Source organism: Idiomarina sp. (genome assembly GCF_048260185.1).
GTDB lineage: Bacteria > Pseudomonadota > Gammaproteobacteria > Enterobacterales > Alteromonadaceae > Idiomarina.
The window spans coordinates 349348-366689 of sequence record NZ_JBLXHB010000002.1 but is presented as its reverse complement, the minus strand read 5'-3'; the positions used below and the strand labels follow the sequence as shown (position 1 = coordinate 366689).

18 protein-coding genes and 1 tRNA gene are annotated in these 17342 nt (G+C 46.8%); 7 read left to right on the top strand and 12 right to left on the bottom strand.

Annotated elements, in window-relative coordinates; translation table 11 throughout:
* Window position 1: 1 nt before the first annotated feature.
* Entirely contained in the window at window positions 2-472 is a 471-nt protein-coding gene (locus ACN0RF_RS07410; protein ID WP_034822526.1) for a chemotaxis protein CheX, read from the top strand.
* A 6-nt stretch (window positions 473-478) separates the two neighbouring features.
* Here the strand turns inward: ACN0RF_RS07410 and dnaB are convergent, their stop codons facing one another.
* The 9 genes from dnaB to rnr all read right to left on the bottom strand — a co-directional run bounded on the left by dnaB (window position 479) and on the right by rnr (window position 8064).
* Window positions 479-1873, bottom strand: coding sequence for a replicative DNA helicase (gene dnaB, locus ACN0RF_RS07405; protein WP_034822525.1), 1395 nt, complete (start codon window positions 1871-1873; stop codon window positions 479-481).
* A 95-nt stretch (window positions 1874-1968) separates the two neighbouring features.
* On the bottom strand, window positions 1969-2928 hold the full coding sequence (locus ACN0RF_RS07400) for a DUF4097 family beta strand repeat-containing protein (protein WP_417438554.1): 960 nt from the start codon (window positions 2926-2928) through the stop codon (window positions 1969-1971).
* A gap of 118 nt (window positions 2929-3046) precedes the next feature.
* Window positions 3047-3499: a 50S ribosomal protein L9 gene (rplI, locus tag ACN0RF_RS07395; RefSeq protein WP_034822523.1), complete on the bottom strand. Its 453-nt coding sequence runs from the start codon at window positions 3497-3499 to the stop codon at window positions 3047-3049.
* A gap of 41 nt (window positions 3500-3540) precedes the next feature.
* Window positions 3541-3768, bottom strand: coding sequence for a 30S ribosomal protein S18 (gene rpsR / locus ACN0RF_RS07390; RefSeq protein ID WP_011235166.1), 228 nt, complete (start codon window positions 3766-3768; stop codon window positions 3541-3543).
* A gap of 10 nt (window positions 3769-3778) precedes the next feature.
* Complete coding sequence (gene priB, locus ACN0RF_RS07385) at window positions 3779-4078, bottom strand: primosomal replication protein N (protein WP_011235167.1); 300 nt, start codon at window positions 4076-4078, stop codon at window positions 3779-3781.
* Window positions 4079-4102: 24 nt separating this feature from the next.
* On the bottom strand, window positions 4103-4453 hold the full coding sequence (rpsF, locus tag ACN0RF_RS07380) for a 30S ribosomal protein S6 (RefSeq protein ID WP_034822522.1): 351 nt from the start codon (window positions 4451-4453) through the stop codon (window positions 4103-4105).
* A 137-nt stretch (window positions 4454-4590) separates the two neighbouring features.
* Complete coding sequence (locus tag ACN0RF_RS07375; protein ID WP_417438553.1) at window positions 4591-5022, bottom strand: signaling protein; 432 nt, start codon at window positions 5020-5022, stop codon at window positions 4591-4593.
* Window positions 5012-5758 (bottom strand): 23S rRNA (guanosine(2251)-2'-O)-methyltransferase RlmB, encoded by a 747-nt coding sequence (gene rlmB, locus ACN0RF_RS07370; RefSeq protein WP_034822520.1) that lies wholly within the window; start codon window positions 5756-5758, stop codon window positions 5012-5014. The genes ACN0RF_RS07375 and rlmB overlap by 11 nt, the downstream gene beginning before the upstream one ends.
* On the bottom strand, window positions 5755-8064 hold the full coding sequence (gene rnr, locus ACN0RF_RS07365; protein ID WP_417438552.1) for a ribonuclease R: 2310 nt from the start codon (window positions 8062-8064) through the stop codon (window positions 5755-5757). Before rnr ends, rlmB begins: the two co-directional genes overlap by 4 nt.
* 194 nt (window positions 8065-8258) lie before the next feature.
* Between rnr and ACN0RF_RS07360 the strand changes: the two genes are divergently transcribed.
* Complete coding sequence (locus ACN0RF_RS07360) at window positions 8259-8615, top strand: hypothetical protein (protein ID WP_417438551.1); 357 nt, start codon at window positions 8259-8261, stop codon at window positions 8613-8615.
* A gap of 37 nt (window positions 8616-8652) precedes the next feature.
* Window positions 8653-9240 carry a hypothetical protein gene (locus ACN0RF_RS07355; protein WP_034822514.1) on the top strand — a complete coding sequence of 196 codons (588 nt, stop codon included), beginning with the start codon at window positions 8653-8655 and terminating at the stop codon, window positions 9238-9240.
* A 69-nt stretch (window positions 9241-9309) separates the two neighbouring features.
* Here ACN0RF_RS07355 and ACN0RF_RS07350 read toward each other — a convergent pair.
* Window positions 9310-9395: transfer RNA gene (locus tag ACN0RF_RS07350), tRNA-Leu, on the bottom strand.
* Between the two features lie 221 nt (window positions 9396-9616).
* On the opposite strand from ACN0RF_RS07350, the gene ACN0RF_RS07345 reads away from it, so the two are divergent.
* Complete coding sequence (locus ACN0RF_RS07345) at window positions 9617-10126, top strand: RDD family protein (RefSeq protein ID WP_034822512.1); 510 nt, start codon at window positions 9617-9619, stop codon at window positions 10124-10126.
* Between the two features lie 23 nt (window positions 10127-10149).
* On the opposite strand, the gene lptG is transcribed toward ACN0RF_RS07345, so the two are convergent.
* Complete coding sequence (gene lptG, locus ACN0RF_RS07340) at window positions 10150-11220, bottom strand: LPS export ABC transporter permease LptG (protein ID WP_034822511.1); 1071 nt, start codon at window positions 11218-11220, stop codon at window positions 10150-10152.
* Window positions 11220-12329: an LPS export ABC transporter permease LptF gene (lptF, locus tag ACN0RF_RS07335; protein ID WP_417438550.1), complete on the bottom strand. Its 1110-nt coding sequence runs from the start codon at window positions 12327-12329 to the stop codon at window positions 11220-11222. The genes lptG and lptF overlap by 1 nt, the downstream gene beginning before the upstream one ends.
* Window positions 12330-12462: 133 nt before the next feature.
* On the opposite strand from lptF, the gene pepA reads away from it, so the two are divergent.
* Genes pepA through ACN0RF_RS07320 form a run of 3 tightly spaced genes read left to right on the top strand, consistent with a single transcriptional unit; the run spans window position 12463 to window position 17276 of the window.
* Window positions 12463-13968, top strand: a complete 1506-nt coding sequence (gene pepA / locus ACN0RF_RS07330) for a leucyl aminopeptidase (RefSeq protein WP_034822507.1) — start codon at window positions 12463-12465, stop codon at window positions 13966-13968.
* A 1-nt stretch (window position 13969) separates the two neighbouring features.
* Window positions 13970-14419 carry a DNA polymerase III subunit chi gene (locus ACN0RF_RS07325; RefSeq protein WP_417438549.1) on the top strand — a complete coding sequence of 150 codons (450 nt, stop codon included), beginning with the start codon at window positions 13970-13972 and terminating at the stop codon, window positions 14417-14419.
* A gap of 7 nt (window positions 14420-14426) precedes the next feature.
* On the top strand, window positions 14427-17276 hold the full coding sequence (locus ACN0RF_RS07320; protein WP_417438548.1) for a valine--tRNA ligase: 2850 nt from the start codon (window positions 14427-14429) through the stop codon (window positions 17274-17276).
* Window positions 17277-17342: the final 66 nt, after the last annotated feature.

Genomic DNA, 17342 nt, shown 5'->3' with positions numbered 1-17342 from the left:
AATGAATGCCGAGTTCGTAAACCCATTTCTTCAAGCACTGCAAAATGTCTTGTCGATGATGGCTCAAATGGAATTGAAGCCCGGTAAAGCGCAACTGAAAAAAGATGAGTATGCGCGTGGCGATGTATCCGGCATCATCGGTATGGTCGGTCCACAAATAAAAGGGTCATTCTCAATTTCATTTGAGGAGAACCTTGCCTGTGAAATCATGAATAAAATGCTGGGCGAGTTACCAAACTCAATTAACGAAGATGTCTGCGATATGGTCGGCGAAATCACTAATATGGTTACCGGCGGAGCTAAAAAGACCCTGGGTGAAAAAGGTTACGACTTTGATATGGCCACTCCAATTGTGGTTTCAGGAAAAGACCATACCATTTCGCACAAATCTGAAGGCTCGAAACTGATTATGCCGTTCAACCACGTTTCTGGCAAAGCCTACATCGAAATCTGCTTCGATAAAATCAAGTAGCGACGACTAGTAACGCTCGTCGCTGGCATGGCGGGCATAGTTGTCAAACCTCGATAATTGCCCATGGAACTTCAATTCAATTTTACCAATAGGTCCATTACGCTGTTTCCCGATAATAATTTCAGCCAGGCCTTGCTCGGCTGAATCTGGGTGATAAACCTCGTCACGGTAAATAAACATAATGACATCCGCATCCTGCTCAATAGAGCCAGACTCACGTAAATCTGAGTTAACGGGCCTTTTATCAGAGCGCTGCTCTAGTGAACGGTTAAGCTGAGATAACGCTACCACAGGCACTTCCAGCTCTTTCGCTAGCGACTTCAAAGAACGAGATATTTCTGCAATTTCCAGAGTCCGGTTTTCCGACATGCCCGGAACTGTCATTAATTGCAAATAATCCACCATAATCATGGAGATTCCTTTGTGCTCTCTATGGATCCGGCGAGCACGGGAGCGCACTTCGGTCGGCGTTAGGCCAGACGAGTCATCTATGTAAATATTATTCTTATCGTTTAGCATGTTCATAACGGACGCGATGCGAGCCCAGTCGTCATCTTCAAGCTTACCTGTACGTACTTTATTCTGGTCGACCCGGCTAAGTGAAGCCAGCATACGCATCATCAGCTGCTCTGCGGGCATCTCTAAACTAAACACCAGTACCGGGCGGTCATCATTGAGTGCGATGTTCTCTGCCAGGTTCATAGCGAAGGTTGTTTTACCCATAGACGGACGTGCCGCTACGATGATCAAGTCGGAGGGCTGAAGGCCTGCAGTCATCTGATCCAGATCCGTAAAGCCGGTAGAAACACCAGTCACGCCGTTATTGTTTTTCAGTTTACTCAACTGCTCAATACGGCTAACTGTGCGCTGAAGAATTAAGTTAATACCCTGCGGCCCTTCGCTGGAACTGACTCGCTTCTCTGCAATTTGGAAGACTTTTGATTCAGCCAGATCGAGCAGTTCTGCGCTGCTGCGGCCCTGAGTGTCGTAACCAGACTCGGCAATATCATTTGCCGCACCAATCATTTCCCTTAGCACCGCTCGTTCGCGAACAATGTTCGCATAAGCTAATATATTCGCCGCGCTGGGGGTATTTTTTGCAATCTCTCCAAGGTAGGCAAAACCACCTATTTGCTCAAGCTCTCCGGCGGTTTCCAGGTTTTCGGAAACCGTCACCAAGTCCATTGGCTGACTGCGCTGAGCAAGCTCGTGCATGGCTTTAAAAATGAGTCTGTGCGAACGATGATAGAAGTCTTCAGCGATAACGCTACCGGCAACATTGTCCCAGGCATCATTATCCAGCATTAAACCGCCAAGAACGGATTGTTCAGCTTCAATTGAATGGGGTGCTGAGCGCAGTGCTTCTATTGACGCGTCGCGTTTTTTTGACTTCTCTGCCATGGGGAAAGTTGTCTCGCAAAGGGAAATAATAAGAGGGGATTACTATACAAAATCCCCTCTTGTTTAGAAAGCGAAGCAACACCTAACAGCACGATTTAATTTCTATCGAGCATTATTTCACCACTAACCGTTGTCGCGGAAACAGACGCTCCACCGTCTCCAACTGTAAACTCTAACTTAGAGGATGGCCCCCACTCGGCTTCAGTTGCTTTTTCGTCGCTTAAGCGGTTTGTAATTTCACCGCCCGCGTTAGACTTAATATTGAAGTCTGCGTGGATGTCACCTACCCACTTAAAAGTTAAATCGCCACTGACTGAATTTGTTTCTATACGGGCGCTCTCGGACAGACCGGCAGTTAATATTGCATCGCCGCTAACCGTAGTCATCTTAGCCTTATTCAGTGTGCCGACTTTTGCGCTAATATCACCCGAAACCGATTGTGCCGTAAAATCAGAAATAGAATCCGATTGACTGGTAATATCACCACTAACAGACTGGTAAGTTGCGGAGTCAGCACTGTTATTTATATCCTTAATATCGCCACTGACCGTCTCAAAACGAACATCGCCGCTTATCTTTTCAGCGTTAATATTCCCGCTAACCGTCTTCAGCAGTATGCGATTGGCAACTTGATTGACTGTTATATCCCCGCTAACCAACCGAATTTCCAACCCACCATTAAAGCCTTTAGCAACGACTTCCATAGACACGCCATTCACTTTTATATCCATAGAGTCAGGCAAGTATATTTTCAGATCGGAACCTTTATCATCCGAAGAAAAGTTAAATCCTCTTTCTTGCGGGGTCTCAACTTTAATTTGGATACGACTTCCCCTTTGTTCAAAAATAAACCTCTCGGCTTTTTCATCTAATGTACCAACGACCCGTATCTCGTCTTTATCATGGGTAATGAGTTCGACCTTCCCTCTCATGTTGTCAATTAACACTTGAGCCCCGGGCGACGTAGAAAGTGTCTCATCAACTTTTTCCTGCGCCAGACTAACCGAACTGACCGTCAATAGTATGAATCCAACTAACGATAATATCTTTTTCACTTTTCGCTCCCTATTTTTTTCCGCCGTTACAGCATATTGCCATAAGAATCACTTTAGTGATGAAAATTTTGCAAAAAAAAAGCTGCCCGAAGGCAGCTTTTTCAGACAGTGCACTGACTTATTCAGCCGGTACAACTTTCAATGTAATGTTTGCAAATACATCGGCATGCAAGTGCAGTTCAATATCAAACTCACCTACTTCACGTAATGTACCATGCGGCATTAAAACTTCGCTCTTCTTCACTTCAACGCCGGCAGCTGTTACTGCATCAGCGATGTCGCGAGTACCGATAGAGCCAAATAGTTTGCCTTCATCGCCAGCTTTAGAAGCAATAGTAACAGCTTCCAGAGCGTTAACTTTCTCAGCACGAGCTTGAGCGGCTGCTAATTGATCAGCTAACTTCGCTTCATACTCAGCGCGACGTTGTTCAAATAAATCAACGTTGCTTTTGGTTGCAGGTACAGCTTTTCCCTGAGGGAAAAGGAAGTTACGTGCATAACCAGATTTTACACTGACTTGATCGCCAAGGCTTCCCAAGTTAGCAATTTTATCTAACAAAATGACATTCATTTCTCGCTACCTCTACTTTTGGTAATCGAACCGGTGCTAGCTTACTGATGTGAATCAGTATAAGGCAGCAGTGACAAATAACGAGCACGCTTGATAGCGCGCGCTAACTGACGCTGATACTTAGCGGATGTTCCAGTAATACGGCTAGGAACGATTTTACCAGTTTCAGTAATGTAGTTCTTAAGCGTAGCGATATCTTTATAATCAATTTCTTTTACGCCATCTGCTTTAAAGCGGCAGAATTTGCGGCGACGAAAAAAACGAGCCATGATGGTCTCCTTAAATCAATTCGAGATGCTGAGCATGAAGTACCAAACGAGGTGAGCCATTGCTATCCTCGTGACGGTGCAGAAAACCTTCTGCTAAAACTTCACAACCCACCGTCAATTTTTCTAACCAGTGTTGTAAACCTTCACCACTTAAAACGACCTGAATACGCACATAAGATTGACGATTCATACCAGCTTCCGGTTGCATAGACCGATGCTCAATCACTAATTGTAAATGCTCAATACCTGACGGGCTGGTTTCCAGCTTAGGTACTTTGCCAAGCGTTCCGGTTAAATGCAGTCGATTCATAAGGGTTATTGAAAGTCAGCAAGCTTACGCTGCTTCACTGTCACCTTTACGATCTTCCTTCGGCTTAGTCAGCGGCGAAGGCTCAGTAATAGATTCTTTTTTACGCATGATCATATTGCGCAATACTGCATCGTTATAACGGAATGCAGTTTCAAGCTCTTCCACAACCTCTGCAGACGCTTCAATGTTCAACAAAACATAGTGCGCTTTGTGCAGTTTGTTGATTGGGTAAGCCAATTGACGACGGCCCCAGTCTTCTAAACGATGGATTTCACCACCACCTTGCTTGATCGTTTCGCTGTAGCGCTCGATCATGCCAGGTACTTGCTCGCTCTGATCCGGGTGGACCATAAATACGATTTCGTAATGACGCATTACAGTTTCCTTTTGGTTCGTATAGCCTCAGTTTAGCTCAGCCGCACTAACATAGAAGCAAGGAACACATTCAGTAAAATGAAAATATGGCTGATTTAAGCCGCGCGATACTAACTAAAATGAACGCCAATTGCAAATTAATCGGCGTTTTTATGGGCTTTTTCAATGCGGGAGCTGAGTAAAGCAACAATGCGGTCGGCTAATTCGTTTGCTACGGCTTTTTCGCCACGAACTACAATGTGGTCTACTATTTTACCCTGGCGACGTGCTGTAGCATCAATTTGTACCGCATCCTGTTGTTCAGCGAACACCAGAGTGACTTGCCATTCAGCATTACTGTCCTCAACTCTGTGCCACTCGTGCCTGACATCGAGTCGATTACTAATATCAAAGGCTAGATTCTGCACAGATTGAGTCGCGTCATCCTCTACGTCAAAGTGAAAGGTAGCATAGGGCTTCTCTGAACGCAGCCAGGTAGGCGATTCCCAGTTAGGCGTCCAGCTGACAAACAATACTGCAATCATTGCCAGAGCAATAGCTATAGGCAAAAGGCGACGTTTAAGATCCATTACGCTGTCTGACAACCTCAAATAAGCAAACACCACTGGCTACAGAAACATTTAAGCTACTGACACTACCAGATAAAGGAATGGAGACTAAATCATCACAGGTTTCGCGGGTAAGGCGTCTCATGCCTTTACCTTCGGCTCCCATAACCAAAGCGACAGGACCTCTGTAATCAACATCATAAACAGATTGAGTCGCTTCGCCTGCAGTACCGTATACCCACACGCCCAACTCCTGTAAGTCACGAAGCGCCCGGGCTAAGTTGGTTACCACAATAAGAGGAACGTTCTCGGCTGCACCGGATGCCACCTTACGCACGGTTGGGGTAATTTGAGCCGATTTATCTTTTGGTACAATAACGCCCGTAACACCTGCTGCATCGGCCGTGCGCAGGCATGCACCTAAATTGTGCGGATCAGTCACGCCATCGAGTATTAAGAACAACCCGGCTTGCTGGCTTTGTTCCAGTAATTTAGGTAAGTCATGCTCGGTTAAAGTAGGCGGCGACTGAACGGTCGCGACTACGCCCTGATGGTTACCGCCTTCCGCGCGTTTTTCCAGAGCTTGTTTAGGCACCCATTGAGGTCTGACGCCCGTCGCGTGGCATTGATTGACAATATCACGTACCGAATCATCCTGACGCTCTTTAGAAACATAGAGTTCCACCAAACGATCCGGATGATTTTTTAATATGGCCCGCACCGCGTGCAAGCCAAATACGGTCACTTTTTGACTCATGACTTACTACGTCCTTTATTGCTGCCGCGATTACCACTTTTCCGTTGGCCGCCTTTTCCGCGAGACTGTCCTTTTCTCTTAGCTTTGCCTGAACCTTTAGCTGGCATATTGCGTTTCTGGCCACCCGGACTCGTCGCTTCCAGCAACGTTAAATCAATTTTTCGATCATCCAGATTTACGTCTTTTACTTTGACTTTAACATTGTCACCCAAGCGAAAAACGCTATTGCTGTTTTCGCCAACCAACATGCCTTTCTGTTGATCGAAGTGATAATAGTCGTTATCAAGATTACTGATGTGAACCAGCCCATCGATTTGATAGTCGCTCAAGCGCACAAACAGACCAAAGTTAGTTACCGAGGAAATAATCCCTTCAAATTCCATGCCGACGTGATCGAGCATAAATTCACATTTCAACCACTCGTCAACCTGACGGGTGGCATCATCTGCACGTCGCTCGGTCATTGAAGTATGTACACCCAGTTCGTCCAATTGCTTCTCTGAATATGCCCATGCACCCACTAAACCTTTCTCTTCGCCTTTTTTCTTACGCAAAATTGCTTTTATCGCGCGGTGCAAAATCAGATCAGGATAACGACGAATAGGTGACGTAAAGTGTGCATAAGACTTCAATGCCAAGCCAAAATGCCCTTTATTCTCTGGTTGATATACCGCCTGCTGCATAGAGCGCAACAACATGGTTTCAATCAGTTCATGATCTTGGCGATCCTTCACTTGCTCAAGCAAAGTCGCGTAGTCTTTTGGAGATGGCTCATCGCCGCCTTCTAGGTTCAGACCCAGTTCACCAAGAAAACTGCGGAAATTATTCAGTCGTTCATCAGCCGGAGTTTCATGTACCCGGAACAACGCGCCAACTTCTTTATCAGACTCTATAAGCTGAGCAGAAGCCACGTTTGCCATAATCATGCACTCTTCAATAATTTTGTGAGCAATATGACGTTTAACCGGTTCGATACTCTCAATTTTACGCTGAGCATTAAAAATAAAGCGGGTTTCCTGCGTATCGAACTCAATAGCTGAGCGGCGCTTACGAGCTGCACTTAATGCGTTATAAAGTCGCTCCAGTTCCTGCACATTGTCCATAACATGCTGGTACTGTTGTTGCAGTTCTTCATCGCCATCCAGTAGCTTTTTAACTTTATTGTAAGTCAACCGCGCATGGCTTTTCATTACTGCCGGATAAAACTCTGTAGACTTCAGTTTTCCGCGAGGCCCTAATTCCATTTCAGCAACCATGCACAAACGGTCGACATCAGGGTTTAACGAACACAAACCATTGGACAGCTTTTCCGGTAGCATTGGAATTACATTGCTGGGAAAATAAACTGAATTACCGCGTTCCGTTGCCGCTTTATCAAGAACGGTTTCCGGACGAACATAATAAGACACGTCAGCAATTGCGACCCAAAGGCGCCAGCCTTTCTCTTCCTGCACACAACAAACGGCATCATCAAAGTCGCGGGAGTCCTCACCATCGATAGTGATAAGCGGCAGATCACGTAAGTCTTTACGGCCCTCGTAAGCCTCAGCCGGAACTTCTTCACTATATTTTTTCAGTTCTCCATCAACCTCAGCAGGCCATTCATTAGGGATATCGTGCTCACGAATCGCGACCTGAATTTCCATACCCGGTGCCATATGTTCACCCAGCACTTCGCTGACCCGACCAATAGGGCTGGTACGGCGGCTTGGGCGTCGGGTAATTTCAACGACCACAAGTTGTCCATGACGCGCGCCATTTTTATCCGCATCCGGAATAAGAATATCCTGACTGACACGGCCGTCGTCCGGTACCACTATGCCCAGACCATGTTCAATAAAGTAGCGCCCTACAATATTGCTGTCGCGAGGCTCTGTAACTCTGACGATACGGCCTTCGGTGCGACCACGGCTATCTTTACCGCTGGTTTTGACCAGTACGCGATCACCATGCAAAACTGAATACATTTGATGATGCGGAATAAACAAGTCTTTACCGCCATCTTCAGTCTGACAAAATCCAAAACCGTCTTTATGACCAATGATACGACCTTTGATCAAATCCATACGCTCAGGCAGACCATAAGCATTCGCTTTGCTGTATATAAGCTGTCCGTCTCGCTCCATAGCGCGCAAACGCCGTTTCAAACCAATTGCCTGGCGCTCATCATCTAAACCAAAATGACGAATGAACTCATCAAACTGAACTGGTTTACTGTTTGAGGTTACCAGTTCAAGCAATTGCTCACGGCCCGGAATTTCAACTTCATATTCTGGCGTACTGTTGTTCTGTTGATTATCTGACATAGAATCCTATTGTAGTTGCACGGTTAAGGAGAACCGATGGGCAACAGTATACGTGCTGAAAGTCATAATGTCAGTGCTTAGCTTGTATTTTGAACAAAACATACCCATGTATTACTTAATAGGTAAAAAATGAGTTGTCGAATCATCCTATATACTCTAATTTGTGAACTGAGACATTTACTAAGATCAAACAAATGCAAAAATACGCAGTACATAAAGCTGAAATAAACTGGCTCCAAAAAGGATGCTATCAGCTACTGCTGTGCTTATTGCTTGTCGCATTTAGTACTTCCAGCTACGCGGCATCGGCTGAAAACGCCGAGAAGCACCTAACGGATCAACCAACCCCTGACTCTGTTCTCGTTGCCGATCTCTCGTCATCCGTTTTTGACGTTCAGGCTGAAGAGCCCGAATTCGACAAAACAATAGATGTTTCATCAAGAGTGTTTCAAAGCGTTCAGGCGCTTGTCCCTCTCGCTCAGAGAAAAAGTAAACCGAAACTAACTCAGTGGAATTGGCATCTTGTCCGGGGACCACCCGCTCACCTTTAAAAATTCTGTATTTTTCTAATTTTTAAAGGAGTTTGTCATGAGTGAGTTTAAAGAAATTCAATGGTCTTCTGCAGCCGATAAAATTGCAATACACCACAACTATGAGCATCAACCATTAATTAGCTGGCACGATAGCGCTATGCATGTTGTTGATGATTTCACAAAAGTATCTCCTCTGGAAATAAGGGAGAGCACTCTGGTCAGCGACGCCGAGCAAAAACTTCGTGGTGCCAACCGTCGTTATGCCTGCATAAAAAATCAAAGTGATGAAATGACAGGTTTACTTGCGCTGCGTGAGCTTCACGGTCGTAAAGCAACTCAGCTAAGTACCGTCAAACAAATTGGCTGGCGGGAATTAGCAGTAAAAGAGTTGATGTTGCCTCTGGTTGCATTACCACAGGTCAAACTTGAAGACTTAAAGAAAGCGAAAATCGGCGACGCGGCAGCAACGCTCAAAGCCAGTGGTCGTGACTTTCTTCTTGTGATTAACGAGGGAGAAGTCTGTGGCGTAGTATCGTCGCTTAGAATAGCTGAATTAACAGGTGAGTCAGTGAACGTTTATCACCTGCCCTCAACTTTTGCTGAAATTATTTCAGCGATAAATCATCATGAGGTCATTGACTGAAGTCGGTTATATGTCAGAAGTGCTTTTGCGCTTCTGGCATTTTCAGTACTAACTACGAAGGGAAAAACTTGGTGGCGCTGGACGGACTTGAACCGTCACTCCCAGAAGGAACCTGATTTTGAATCAGGCGTGTCTACCAATTCCACCACAGCGCCATGCTTTATAAGGTGAAGCCGTTGCGTAACAAAGCAACGGGACGGAATTATACTCGTCCACTCTCTCTAATCAAGCAATAATTCACTAAAACACCTTATAATCCAACTAACTGCTGATTCCTTATACAGCTAAGAGTACAACTGAGAGTGAAACTGAGGTAGCTGTCAGCCCGCTTAGCTCATGATATGATTAAAACACGATTGAGTTAAATGAGTTTCACATGAGTTCCGAAGCACAAAAATTACACGCCAGCTTCCCCAGTGCCGGCTTTCCCAGACGTTTTGTTTCCTGGGTTTATGACTTTTTAGTCGCAGTAGCTATTATTATGCTTGCTTCAGCTGTGGCTTTACTCTTTGCCGCACTGCTAACTGCATTTGACTGGTTAGTGCTGCCCGAAGGAATGGATCACGCCGCCTGGCTGGCTCAGGGACCATGGTACAGTTTGTATCTTATAGCCGTTGTTTCGCTATTTTTTGGCTGGTTCTGGAAGCGTTCGGGTCAAACCTTAGGCATGCGCGCATGGCGCCTGAAGCTCCAGAATCGTGATGGTTCACGACTGACTAATCGCCAGGTTTTTATCAGGCTGATTACCTGTTGTGCTGGCCTTGGAAACCTCTGGGTTCTGGTAGATTTTAAAAACAAACGTGCCTGGCAGGACTATGCTGCCGGCACCGAAGTTGTCACGCTTTCAAAAGAAGCAAACCAGCTGTTCTACTGGAATGAACTTTAGCTTTCATGGAGTACGGCCAATTGTCAGGCCGTACGCCCCCGCATAAAGTAAACCGCCACTCCGGCAAACAAAATACTGGGCAGTAAAGCTCCCAGAATAGCCGGAATTTGATATACCTGAGCCAGCGGCCCAAAAATTTCGTTACTGACATGAAAGCCAAAACCAGTAATAACACCAAGTAATATCCGGGCCCCCATTGTCGTTGAACGAAGCGGACCAAAAATAAAAGACAAGGCCACCAATAACATAACCGCTACCGTTATCGGTGCGAAAAGCTTCCGCCATAACGCCAGTTCGTAGCGCTCCGCAGATTGCTGGTTACTCTCCAGGTAAGTTAAGTAATCCAGCAACCCGGTAATCGAAAGCGATTCAGGCTTTATGGTCACCACTCCGAGCTTGTCGGGCGTTAAGCTCGACTGCCAAACCATACTTGGCTTTTCATCACGTAACATGCGGCTATCATCAAGCTGCGTAACAGTCACTTGCTGCATACGCCATTTATCACCGCTAAAATTAGCCGTTAGGGCGTAAGTTACTTTTTGCAATTCACGATTGTCGTTAAAGTCGTAAATCAATACGTCGTTAAGCCGTCCGGTATCCTCGACTTCGCCAATATTGATAAAGTCCGAACCATCTTTTGCCCACACCCCCTGTTGAGCAGATATTAAGCTACCGCCGGAAATAGCCTGCGAGCGTATAGCCCGACCCTGAGCTTCCATCGGTGGAGCTATCCACTCCCCAATGGCCATAACCGCAACCATCATAATAATGGCGGACTTCATTACCGCACCAATAATGTTTAAACGTGACCGGCCGGCAGCCATCATAACCACTAACTCGGAGTTACTGGCCAGCATGCCCACGCCTATCAGTCCTCCGAGTAAGGCCGCCATAGGAAAGAAAGTTTCAACATCACGCGGCAGGCTGTAAAACACAAAAAGTGCCGCATCCATAACATTGTAGTCGCCGCGCCCCACCGCTTTAAGCTGCTCGACGAAACGGATTAACGAGGAAAGCCCGGTTAATACGGCCAGGCTTAAAAGCGATGTCCGTAAAACGGAAAGACCAATGTACTTATCTAAAATACTAAACATCAGTGCCCCCGCGCAGCGCCAAAGCGCAAGTTTGCCAGTAATCTCAATCCGAGCGGACGCCCCTTACCTACCAGAGCCAGCCCAAAAATCAGTAAAATGAAATGTATCCACCACAAGCCGATAATAGGCGGAATAACGCCGTCCCTGATAGCGGACTTAGCTGCCATCAACAATAAAAAGTATCCCAGATAAATAAGCAGAGCCGGAGCCATTCTGCCGAACTTGCCCTGGCGCGGGTTTACCCGACTTAGCGGCACGGCAATAAGTGTCAATAATGGCATTGCCAGCGGGATAGCAATACGCCATTGCAATTCTGCAATCGCTGCCGGTTCTTTCCGCGATAACAGTTCAACCGTTGGGTAAGCCTCAAGTTTTCGTAACTGCTCACTTGCCTGCTGCTCTTTAATTTGCAATTGATAACTGTCGAACGACATCATCTGGTAGCTGTCATCGTCGCCGGCATAACGTTTTCCCTGACCCAGTTCCAGCCATTGCGAGCCCGTTGTTTCACTAATCACTTTGCCGGTTTTGGCCATCACTACACTACCGGACTGTAATTCGCCCTGATTGTGCGTGTGCTGCGCAACAAAAACTTCCTCCAAATCACCCTCATCGCCAACACGTTGTACAAAAATAACCGCCTTCTGGTTGCTGGCTTGCTGGAATCGTCCGGGCATAAGCGCTGTTAACCCACTCTCAGAGCGCGCCTTATCTTCTAACTTTTGTTCCTGATCAAGCGACCAGGGCACCAGCCATAAAGTAAAAGACGCAGTAATTAACGCCAGAATCAGCGATAGCACCAAGGTCACCCGGGTGACGTACCACTCACTGACTCCGCAGGCATGCAAAACGGTCATTTCGTTGTCGGCGTAAATACGTCCGTGAGCCAGTAGAATCCCTAAAAACAAGCTAAGAGGCAAAATCAGTGATAATAATGCAGGCAGGTTCAACGACAGCAGTTGAAAAATAATAGCGCCGGGTATGTCCCCTTCTGACGCATCCGATAACACACGGACAAATTTCTGACTGACAAAAATCGTCATCAGGATAAAAAGTACAGCAAGCTGCGACTTCAAGGTTTCACTGATCAAATATCGGAATATGCGCACTGGCGTTCACTCATAACTTAGGTTTTTACTGGAATAGCTGTGATTTTTAAGTAAACTTGTTATTTTAACAACAAAGTGTCTTTATAGCGAAACTATAGCAGGCATTGAAGCCACCTGAAACAGGAGCACTGTCATGGAGTTCAGCGTCAAAAGTGGTAATCCGGAAAAACAACGCTCTGCTTGTATCGTTGTTGGCGTGTTTGAACCTCGTCGTCTGTCTGGCGTTGCCGAACAATTAGACAAAGTCAGTGATGGTTATTTAAGCAACCTATTACGCCGCGGAGACCTCGAAGGTAAATCCGGCCAGGTTTTGCTGTTACATCATGTCCCCAATATTCTTGCCGAACGGGTTTTACTGGTCGGCTGTGGTAAAGAACGCGAACTCGATGAGCGTCAGTACCGCCAAATTATCGCCCGTACTATGAACACTTTGAACGAAACAGGTTCAATGGAAGCGGTGTGCTTTTTAAGTGAACTGCACGTTAAAGGGCGCGATACCTACTGGAAAGTTCGCCAGGCGGTGGAGTCTGCGCGGGCAACATTGTATAACTTTAATGAGCTCAAAAGTAAAAAAGAAGAGCCTCGCCGCCCGTTACGCAAATTGGTTTTTAACGTTCCAAGCCGCAAAGAACTGGCTTTGGGCGAACAAGCTGTGCAGCACGCATTAGCGGTGGCAACCGGAATGGATATTTGCCGCAACGTAGCGAATATGCCGCCTAACATTTGCACGCCTCGTTATTTAGCCGATCAAGCCAAATTAATGGCTGATAATTACGACAACTTAACAGTTACCACGGTTGAAGAAGCCGAAATGGAAAAACTGGGTATGAATGCATACTTAGCGGTTGGTCGCGGTTCAGAGCATGAGTCAGTGCTCACATTAATGCATTATAAAGGCGCACCCGATGACCAGGCTCCTATTGTGCTGGTAGGTAAAGGTCTGACATTTGATTCTGGCGGTATTTCAATTAAGCCGTCCGCCAATATGGATGAAATGAAATACGATATGGGCGGTGCAGCGGGCGTTTTAGGCGCCATGCAGGCTCTGGCCGAACTGCAACTGCCTATCAATGTTATTGGTGCGGTCGCCGGTTGCGAAAACATGCCGGATGGCAAAGCCTACCGACCAGGTGATATTTTAACCACCATGAGCGGCCAAACAGTTGAAGTACTGAATACTGACGCGGAAGGTCGACTGGTGCTGTGCGATACCCTGACATATATCGAGCGATTTGAACCTGAATCCGTGATTGATTTAGCCACGCTGACAGGCGCCTGTGTTATTGCTTTAGGCAGTCATGCTTCCGCCGTGCTCAGCCAGCATAATCCGTTAGCACACGAAATTCTGAACGCTGCTCAGCAAAGTGGTGACAAAGCCTGGCGCATGCCGCTTTGGGACGAATATCAGTCGATGCTGGATAGCCCGTTTGCGGATATGGCGAATATCGGCGGTCGTGAAGCCGGCACTATTACTGCTGCTTGTTTCCTCTCGCGTTACACTAAAAAGTACAACTGGGCGCACATGGATATCGCAGGCACTGCCTGGCAAGGTGGTAAAGACAAAGGCTCAACGGGCCGTCCGGTGCCACTGTTAACTCAGTTCTTAATTAACCGGTGCAACACCGAGGCAGCCGAATAAAATGTCGTCAGCCACCTTTTTCTTAATGCCGGACGAAGCCGAAGATGAGCAAAACCGACTTATCTGCGATAAGATAGCGGAACTTTACCGAAAACATAAAAAGTTGCGGGTCTGGGCCCGCAATCAGCAGCAGGCTGAAGCTCTGGACGAACTCTTGTGGCAACAACCAAGTGATGCTTTTATTCCGCATAACTTACACGGAGAGGGTCCAGCTACCGGTGCTCCGGTAGAGTTTTGCTGGCCTGAGGCAGATGCAGTAAAAAACCGGCCGGGTTATGCGCTGTTTAATCTGGCGGAAGAGATTCCGGTGCAAGCCCAGCAGAGCCAACAGCTCTATGACATTGTTCCAGCCGATGACAATGGCAAAAAAATAGCTCGTGAGCGTTACAAACATTACAGGGCGCGCGGTTGCCAAATGCAAACCGAGCCCCTGACATCCGAACAGAAGTAAGGTCATTATGGATAAAACATACTCCCCTGCAGCGATAGAACAAGATCTCTACCAACAATGGGAAGAAAAAGGCTATTTCAAGCCTTCAGGTAAAGGCGATTCCTACTCAATTATGATTCCGCCGCCCAACGTTACCGGCAGTCTGCATATGGGCCATGCCTTCCAACATACTATTATGGATACGCTTACCCGTTACCAGCGCATGGATGGTCTTAATACATTATGGCAGGTAGGTTCCGACCACGCAGGTATTGCCACGCAAATGGTTGTTGAGCGCCAATTAGCGGCTCAGGGACAAACCCGTCAGGAGCTCGGTCGAGAAGCCTTTATCGATAAAATCTGGGAGTGGAAAGAACAGTCGGGCGGCACTATTACCCAGCAAATGCGCCGCCTGGGCGACTCAGTAGACTGGGATCGCGAACGCTTCACTATGGACGAAGGTCTTTCTGATGCGGTTCGCGAGGTCTTCGTAAAACTGCACGAAGACAACCTGATTTACCGTGGTAAGCGCCTGGTAAACTGGGATCCGGCTCTGCAAACTGCTATTTCCGACCTAGAGGTAGAGAATAAAGAACAACAAGGTTCTATCTGGTATTTACGCTATCCGCTCGCCGATGGTGAGAAAACCGAAGACGGTAAAGACCATTTAGTAGTCGCGACTACCCGTCCGGAAACCATGTTAGGCGATGTTTGTGTTGCTGTGCATCCCGATGACGAGCGCTTCGCCCATTTAGTCGGTAAACACCTTGACTTACCTATTGTTAACCGCCGCATTCCGATAATTGCCGACCATCACGTTGACAGCGAATTCGGTACAGGTTGTGTAAAGGTAACCCCGGCGCATGATTTTAACGACTACGAAATTGGCAAGCGTCATCAGACCGGAATGATTTCAATTTTTGATGACACGGCTCATGTTATGGCAAAAGCCGGGCTTTACACCAGTACCGGTGAAGCACTTGAAGAGCTGAACGGGTTTAACGGTTTGCTCCCTGAACAATATGCAGGTAAAGAGCGTTTCGAGGCTCGTAAGCAGCTTATTGCTGAATTTGACGAACTCGGCTTGTTGGAAAAAATTGAAAAGCACACCAACAAAATACCTTATGGTGACCGGGGTGGCGTTCCTATTGAACCGCATTTAACCGACCAATGGTATGTCCGCGTTGAGCCTATGGCCAAACAGGCAACTGAAGCGGTAGAAGATGGCCGTATTGAGTTTGTGCCTAAGCAATACGAGAACATGTATTTCAGCTGGATGCGCGACATTCAGGACTGGTGTATTTCCCGTCAGTTATGGTGGGGACACCGCATTCCGGCATGGTACGACGAACAAGGCAATGTGTATGTTGGTCGCACCGAAAAAGAAGTGCGAGATAAACACAATTTAGGCGATACACCCCTTCAGCAGGACGAAGACGTACTGGATACCTGGTTTTCGTCCGCATTATGGACTTTTTCTACTCTCGGTTGGCCAAAAAATACCGAGGACTTAAAAACCTTCCATCCGACCGATGTGCTGGTTACCGGTTTTGACATTATTTTCTTCTGGGTTGCCCGCATGATCATGATGACCATGCACTTTATGAAAGACGAAGAAGGCCAGCCGCAAGTTCCGTTTAAGAAAGTCTATGTGACCGGCCTTATTCGTGACGAAGAAGGCCAGAAAATGTCTAAGTCTAAAGGTAATGTATTAGACCCGCTGGACATGATTGATGGCATTAGTGCTGACGAGCTGGTCGCCAAACGTACCGCGAATTTGATGCAGCCTAAAATGCGCGAGAAAATTGAGAAGCGCACCCGCAAGGAATTCCCAGAAGGTATCACCGCTCACGGAACCGATGCACTGCGTTTTACATTAACTGCGCTTGCCTCAACAGGTCGCGATATCAATTGGGACATGAAGCGCCTGGAAGGTTATCGCAACTTCTGTAACAAGCTGTGGAACGCCAGCCGTTATGTACTGATGAGCACCGAAGAGCATGACTGTGGCCTTGAAAACGACGACATGACTTTGTCACTGGCTGACGAATGGATCATTGCCCGCTTTAACAGCACAGTAAAAGATTTCCGTCAGGCTTTGGATACCTACCGTTTTGATCAGGCTGCGGCTATTGCGTACGAGTTTACCTGGAACCAATTCTGTGACTGGTATCTGGAGCTTACTAAGCCGGTGCTGCAAAATGGTAGTGAATCACAGCAACGCGGTACTCGCCACACACTGGTGAATGTTTTAGAGCAGTTACTGCGTTTACTACACCCGGTTATGCCCTACATTACTGAAACCATCTGGCAACGCGTTAAGCCGCTGGTTGGTAATATGGGTGATACCATTATGCTGCAGCCGTTCCCCCAGGTTGAGGACAACGTTAGTCATCAGGCAATGCAGGACATGGAGTGGCTGAAGCGCGTTATTTTGGCTATTCGTAATATTCGCGGTGAAATGGACCTGTCGCCGAACAAGCCGCTGCCACTGTTGCTCTCAAATGCCGATGCAATGGCAAAAGGTCGTATTCAAAATAATGAAAGCTTCCTGAGTAGCCTGGCAAAACTGGAATCTATCGAGTTTATTGAAAGCGACGATGACGCCCCGGCCAGTATGACGGCACTGGTTGATACATTGAAGCTGCACATTCCAATGGCCGGTTTAATTGACAAAGAAGCTGAACTGCAACGTCTGCAAAAATCTATCGAGAAAGCAAATAAAGAGTGGCAGCGCCTGAATGGCAAGCTAAGCAATGATAACTTTGTCAGTAAAGCACCTGAGGCAGTCATTGCTAAAGAACGTGAAAAGCTCTCAGAGGCTGAAACAACGCTGAAGCAGTTACAGGAGCAGCAAGAGAAAATTAAAGCTCTGTGAAGTCATTTAATACAGTTAACCAAAGCTGATTCATAAAGCGCTTGAGTATTTGACTCAGGCGCTTTT

Bases quoted from the DNA above. Each gene is read 5' to 3' on its own strand.
- rplI (WP_034822523.1), bottom strand. From the start codon at position 3,499: ATGAATGTCATTTTGTTAGATAAAATTGCTAACTTGGGAAGCCTTGGC.
- ACN0RF_RS07360 (WP_417438551.1), top strand. From the start codon at position 8,259: ATGCAAAAATACGCAGTACATAAAGCTGAAATAAACTGGCTCCAAAAA.
- rpsR (WP_011235166.1), bottom strand. From the start codon at position 3,768: ATGGCTCGTTTTTTTCGTCGCCGCAAATTCTGCCGCTTTAAAGCAGAT.
- lptG (WP_034822511.1), bottom strand. From the start codon at position 11,220: ATGTTTAGTATTTTAGATAAGTACATTGGTCTTTCCGTTTTACGGACA.
- ACN0RF_RS07345 (WP_034822512.1), top strand. From the start codon at position 9,617: ATGAGTTCCGAAGCACAAAAATTACACGCCAGCTTCCCCAGTGCCGGC.
- ACN0RF_RS07325 (WP_417438549.1), top strand. From the start codon at position 13,970: ATGTCGTCAGCCACCTTTTTCTTAATGCCGGACGAAGCCGAAGATGAG.
- ACN0RF_RS07320 (WP_417438548.1), top strand. From the start codon at position 14,427: ATGGATAAAACATACTCCCCTGCAGCGATAGAACAAGATCTCTACCAA.
- ACN0RF_RS07410 (WP_034822526.1), top strand. From the start codon at position 2: ATGAATGCCGAGTTCGTAAACCCATTTCTTCAAGCACTGCAAAATGTC.
- ACN0RF_RS07375 (WP_417438553.1), bottom strand. From the start codon at position 5,022: ATGGATCTTAAACGTCGCCTTTTGCCTATAGCTATTGCTCTGGCAATG.
- rnr (WP_417438552.1), bottom strand. From the start codon at position 8,064: ATGTCAGATAATCAACAGAACAACAGTACGCCAGAATATGAAGTTGAA.
- priB (WP_011235167.1), bottom strand. From the start codon at position 4,078: ATGAATCGACTGCATTTAACCGGAACGCTTGGCAAAGTACCTAAGCTG.
- rlmB (WP_034822520.1), bottom strand. From the start codon at position 5,758: ATGAGTCAAAAAGTGACCGTATTTGGCTTGCACGCGGTGCGGGCCATA.
- pepA (WP_034822507.1), top strand. From the start codon at position 12,463: ATGGAGTTCAGCGTCAAAAGTGGTAATCCGGAAAAACAACGCTCTGCT.
- rpsF (WP_034822522.1), bottom strand. From the start codon at position 4,453: ATGCGTCATTACGAAATCGTATTTATGGTCCACCCGGATCAGAGCGAG.
- ACN0RF_RS07355 (WP_034822514.1), top strand. From the start codon at position 8,653: ATGAGTGAGTTTAAAGAAATTCAATGGTCTTCTGCAGCCGATAAAATT.
- dnaB (WP_034822525.1), bottom strand. From the start codon at position 1,873: ATGGCAGAGAAGTCAAAAAAACGCGACGCGTCAATAGAAGCACTGCGC.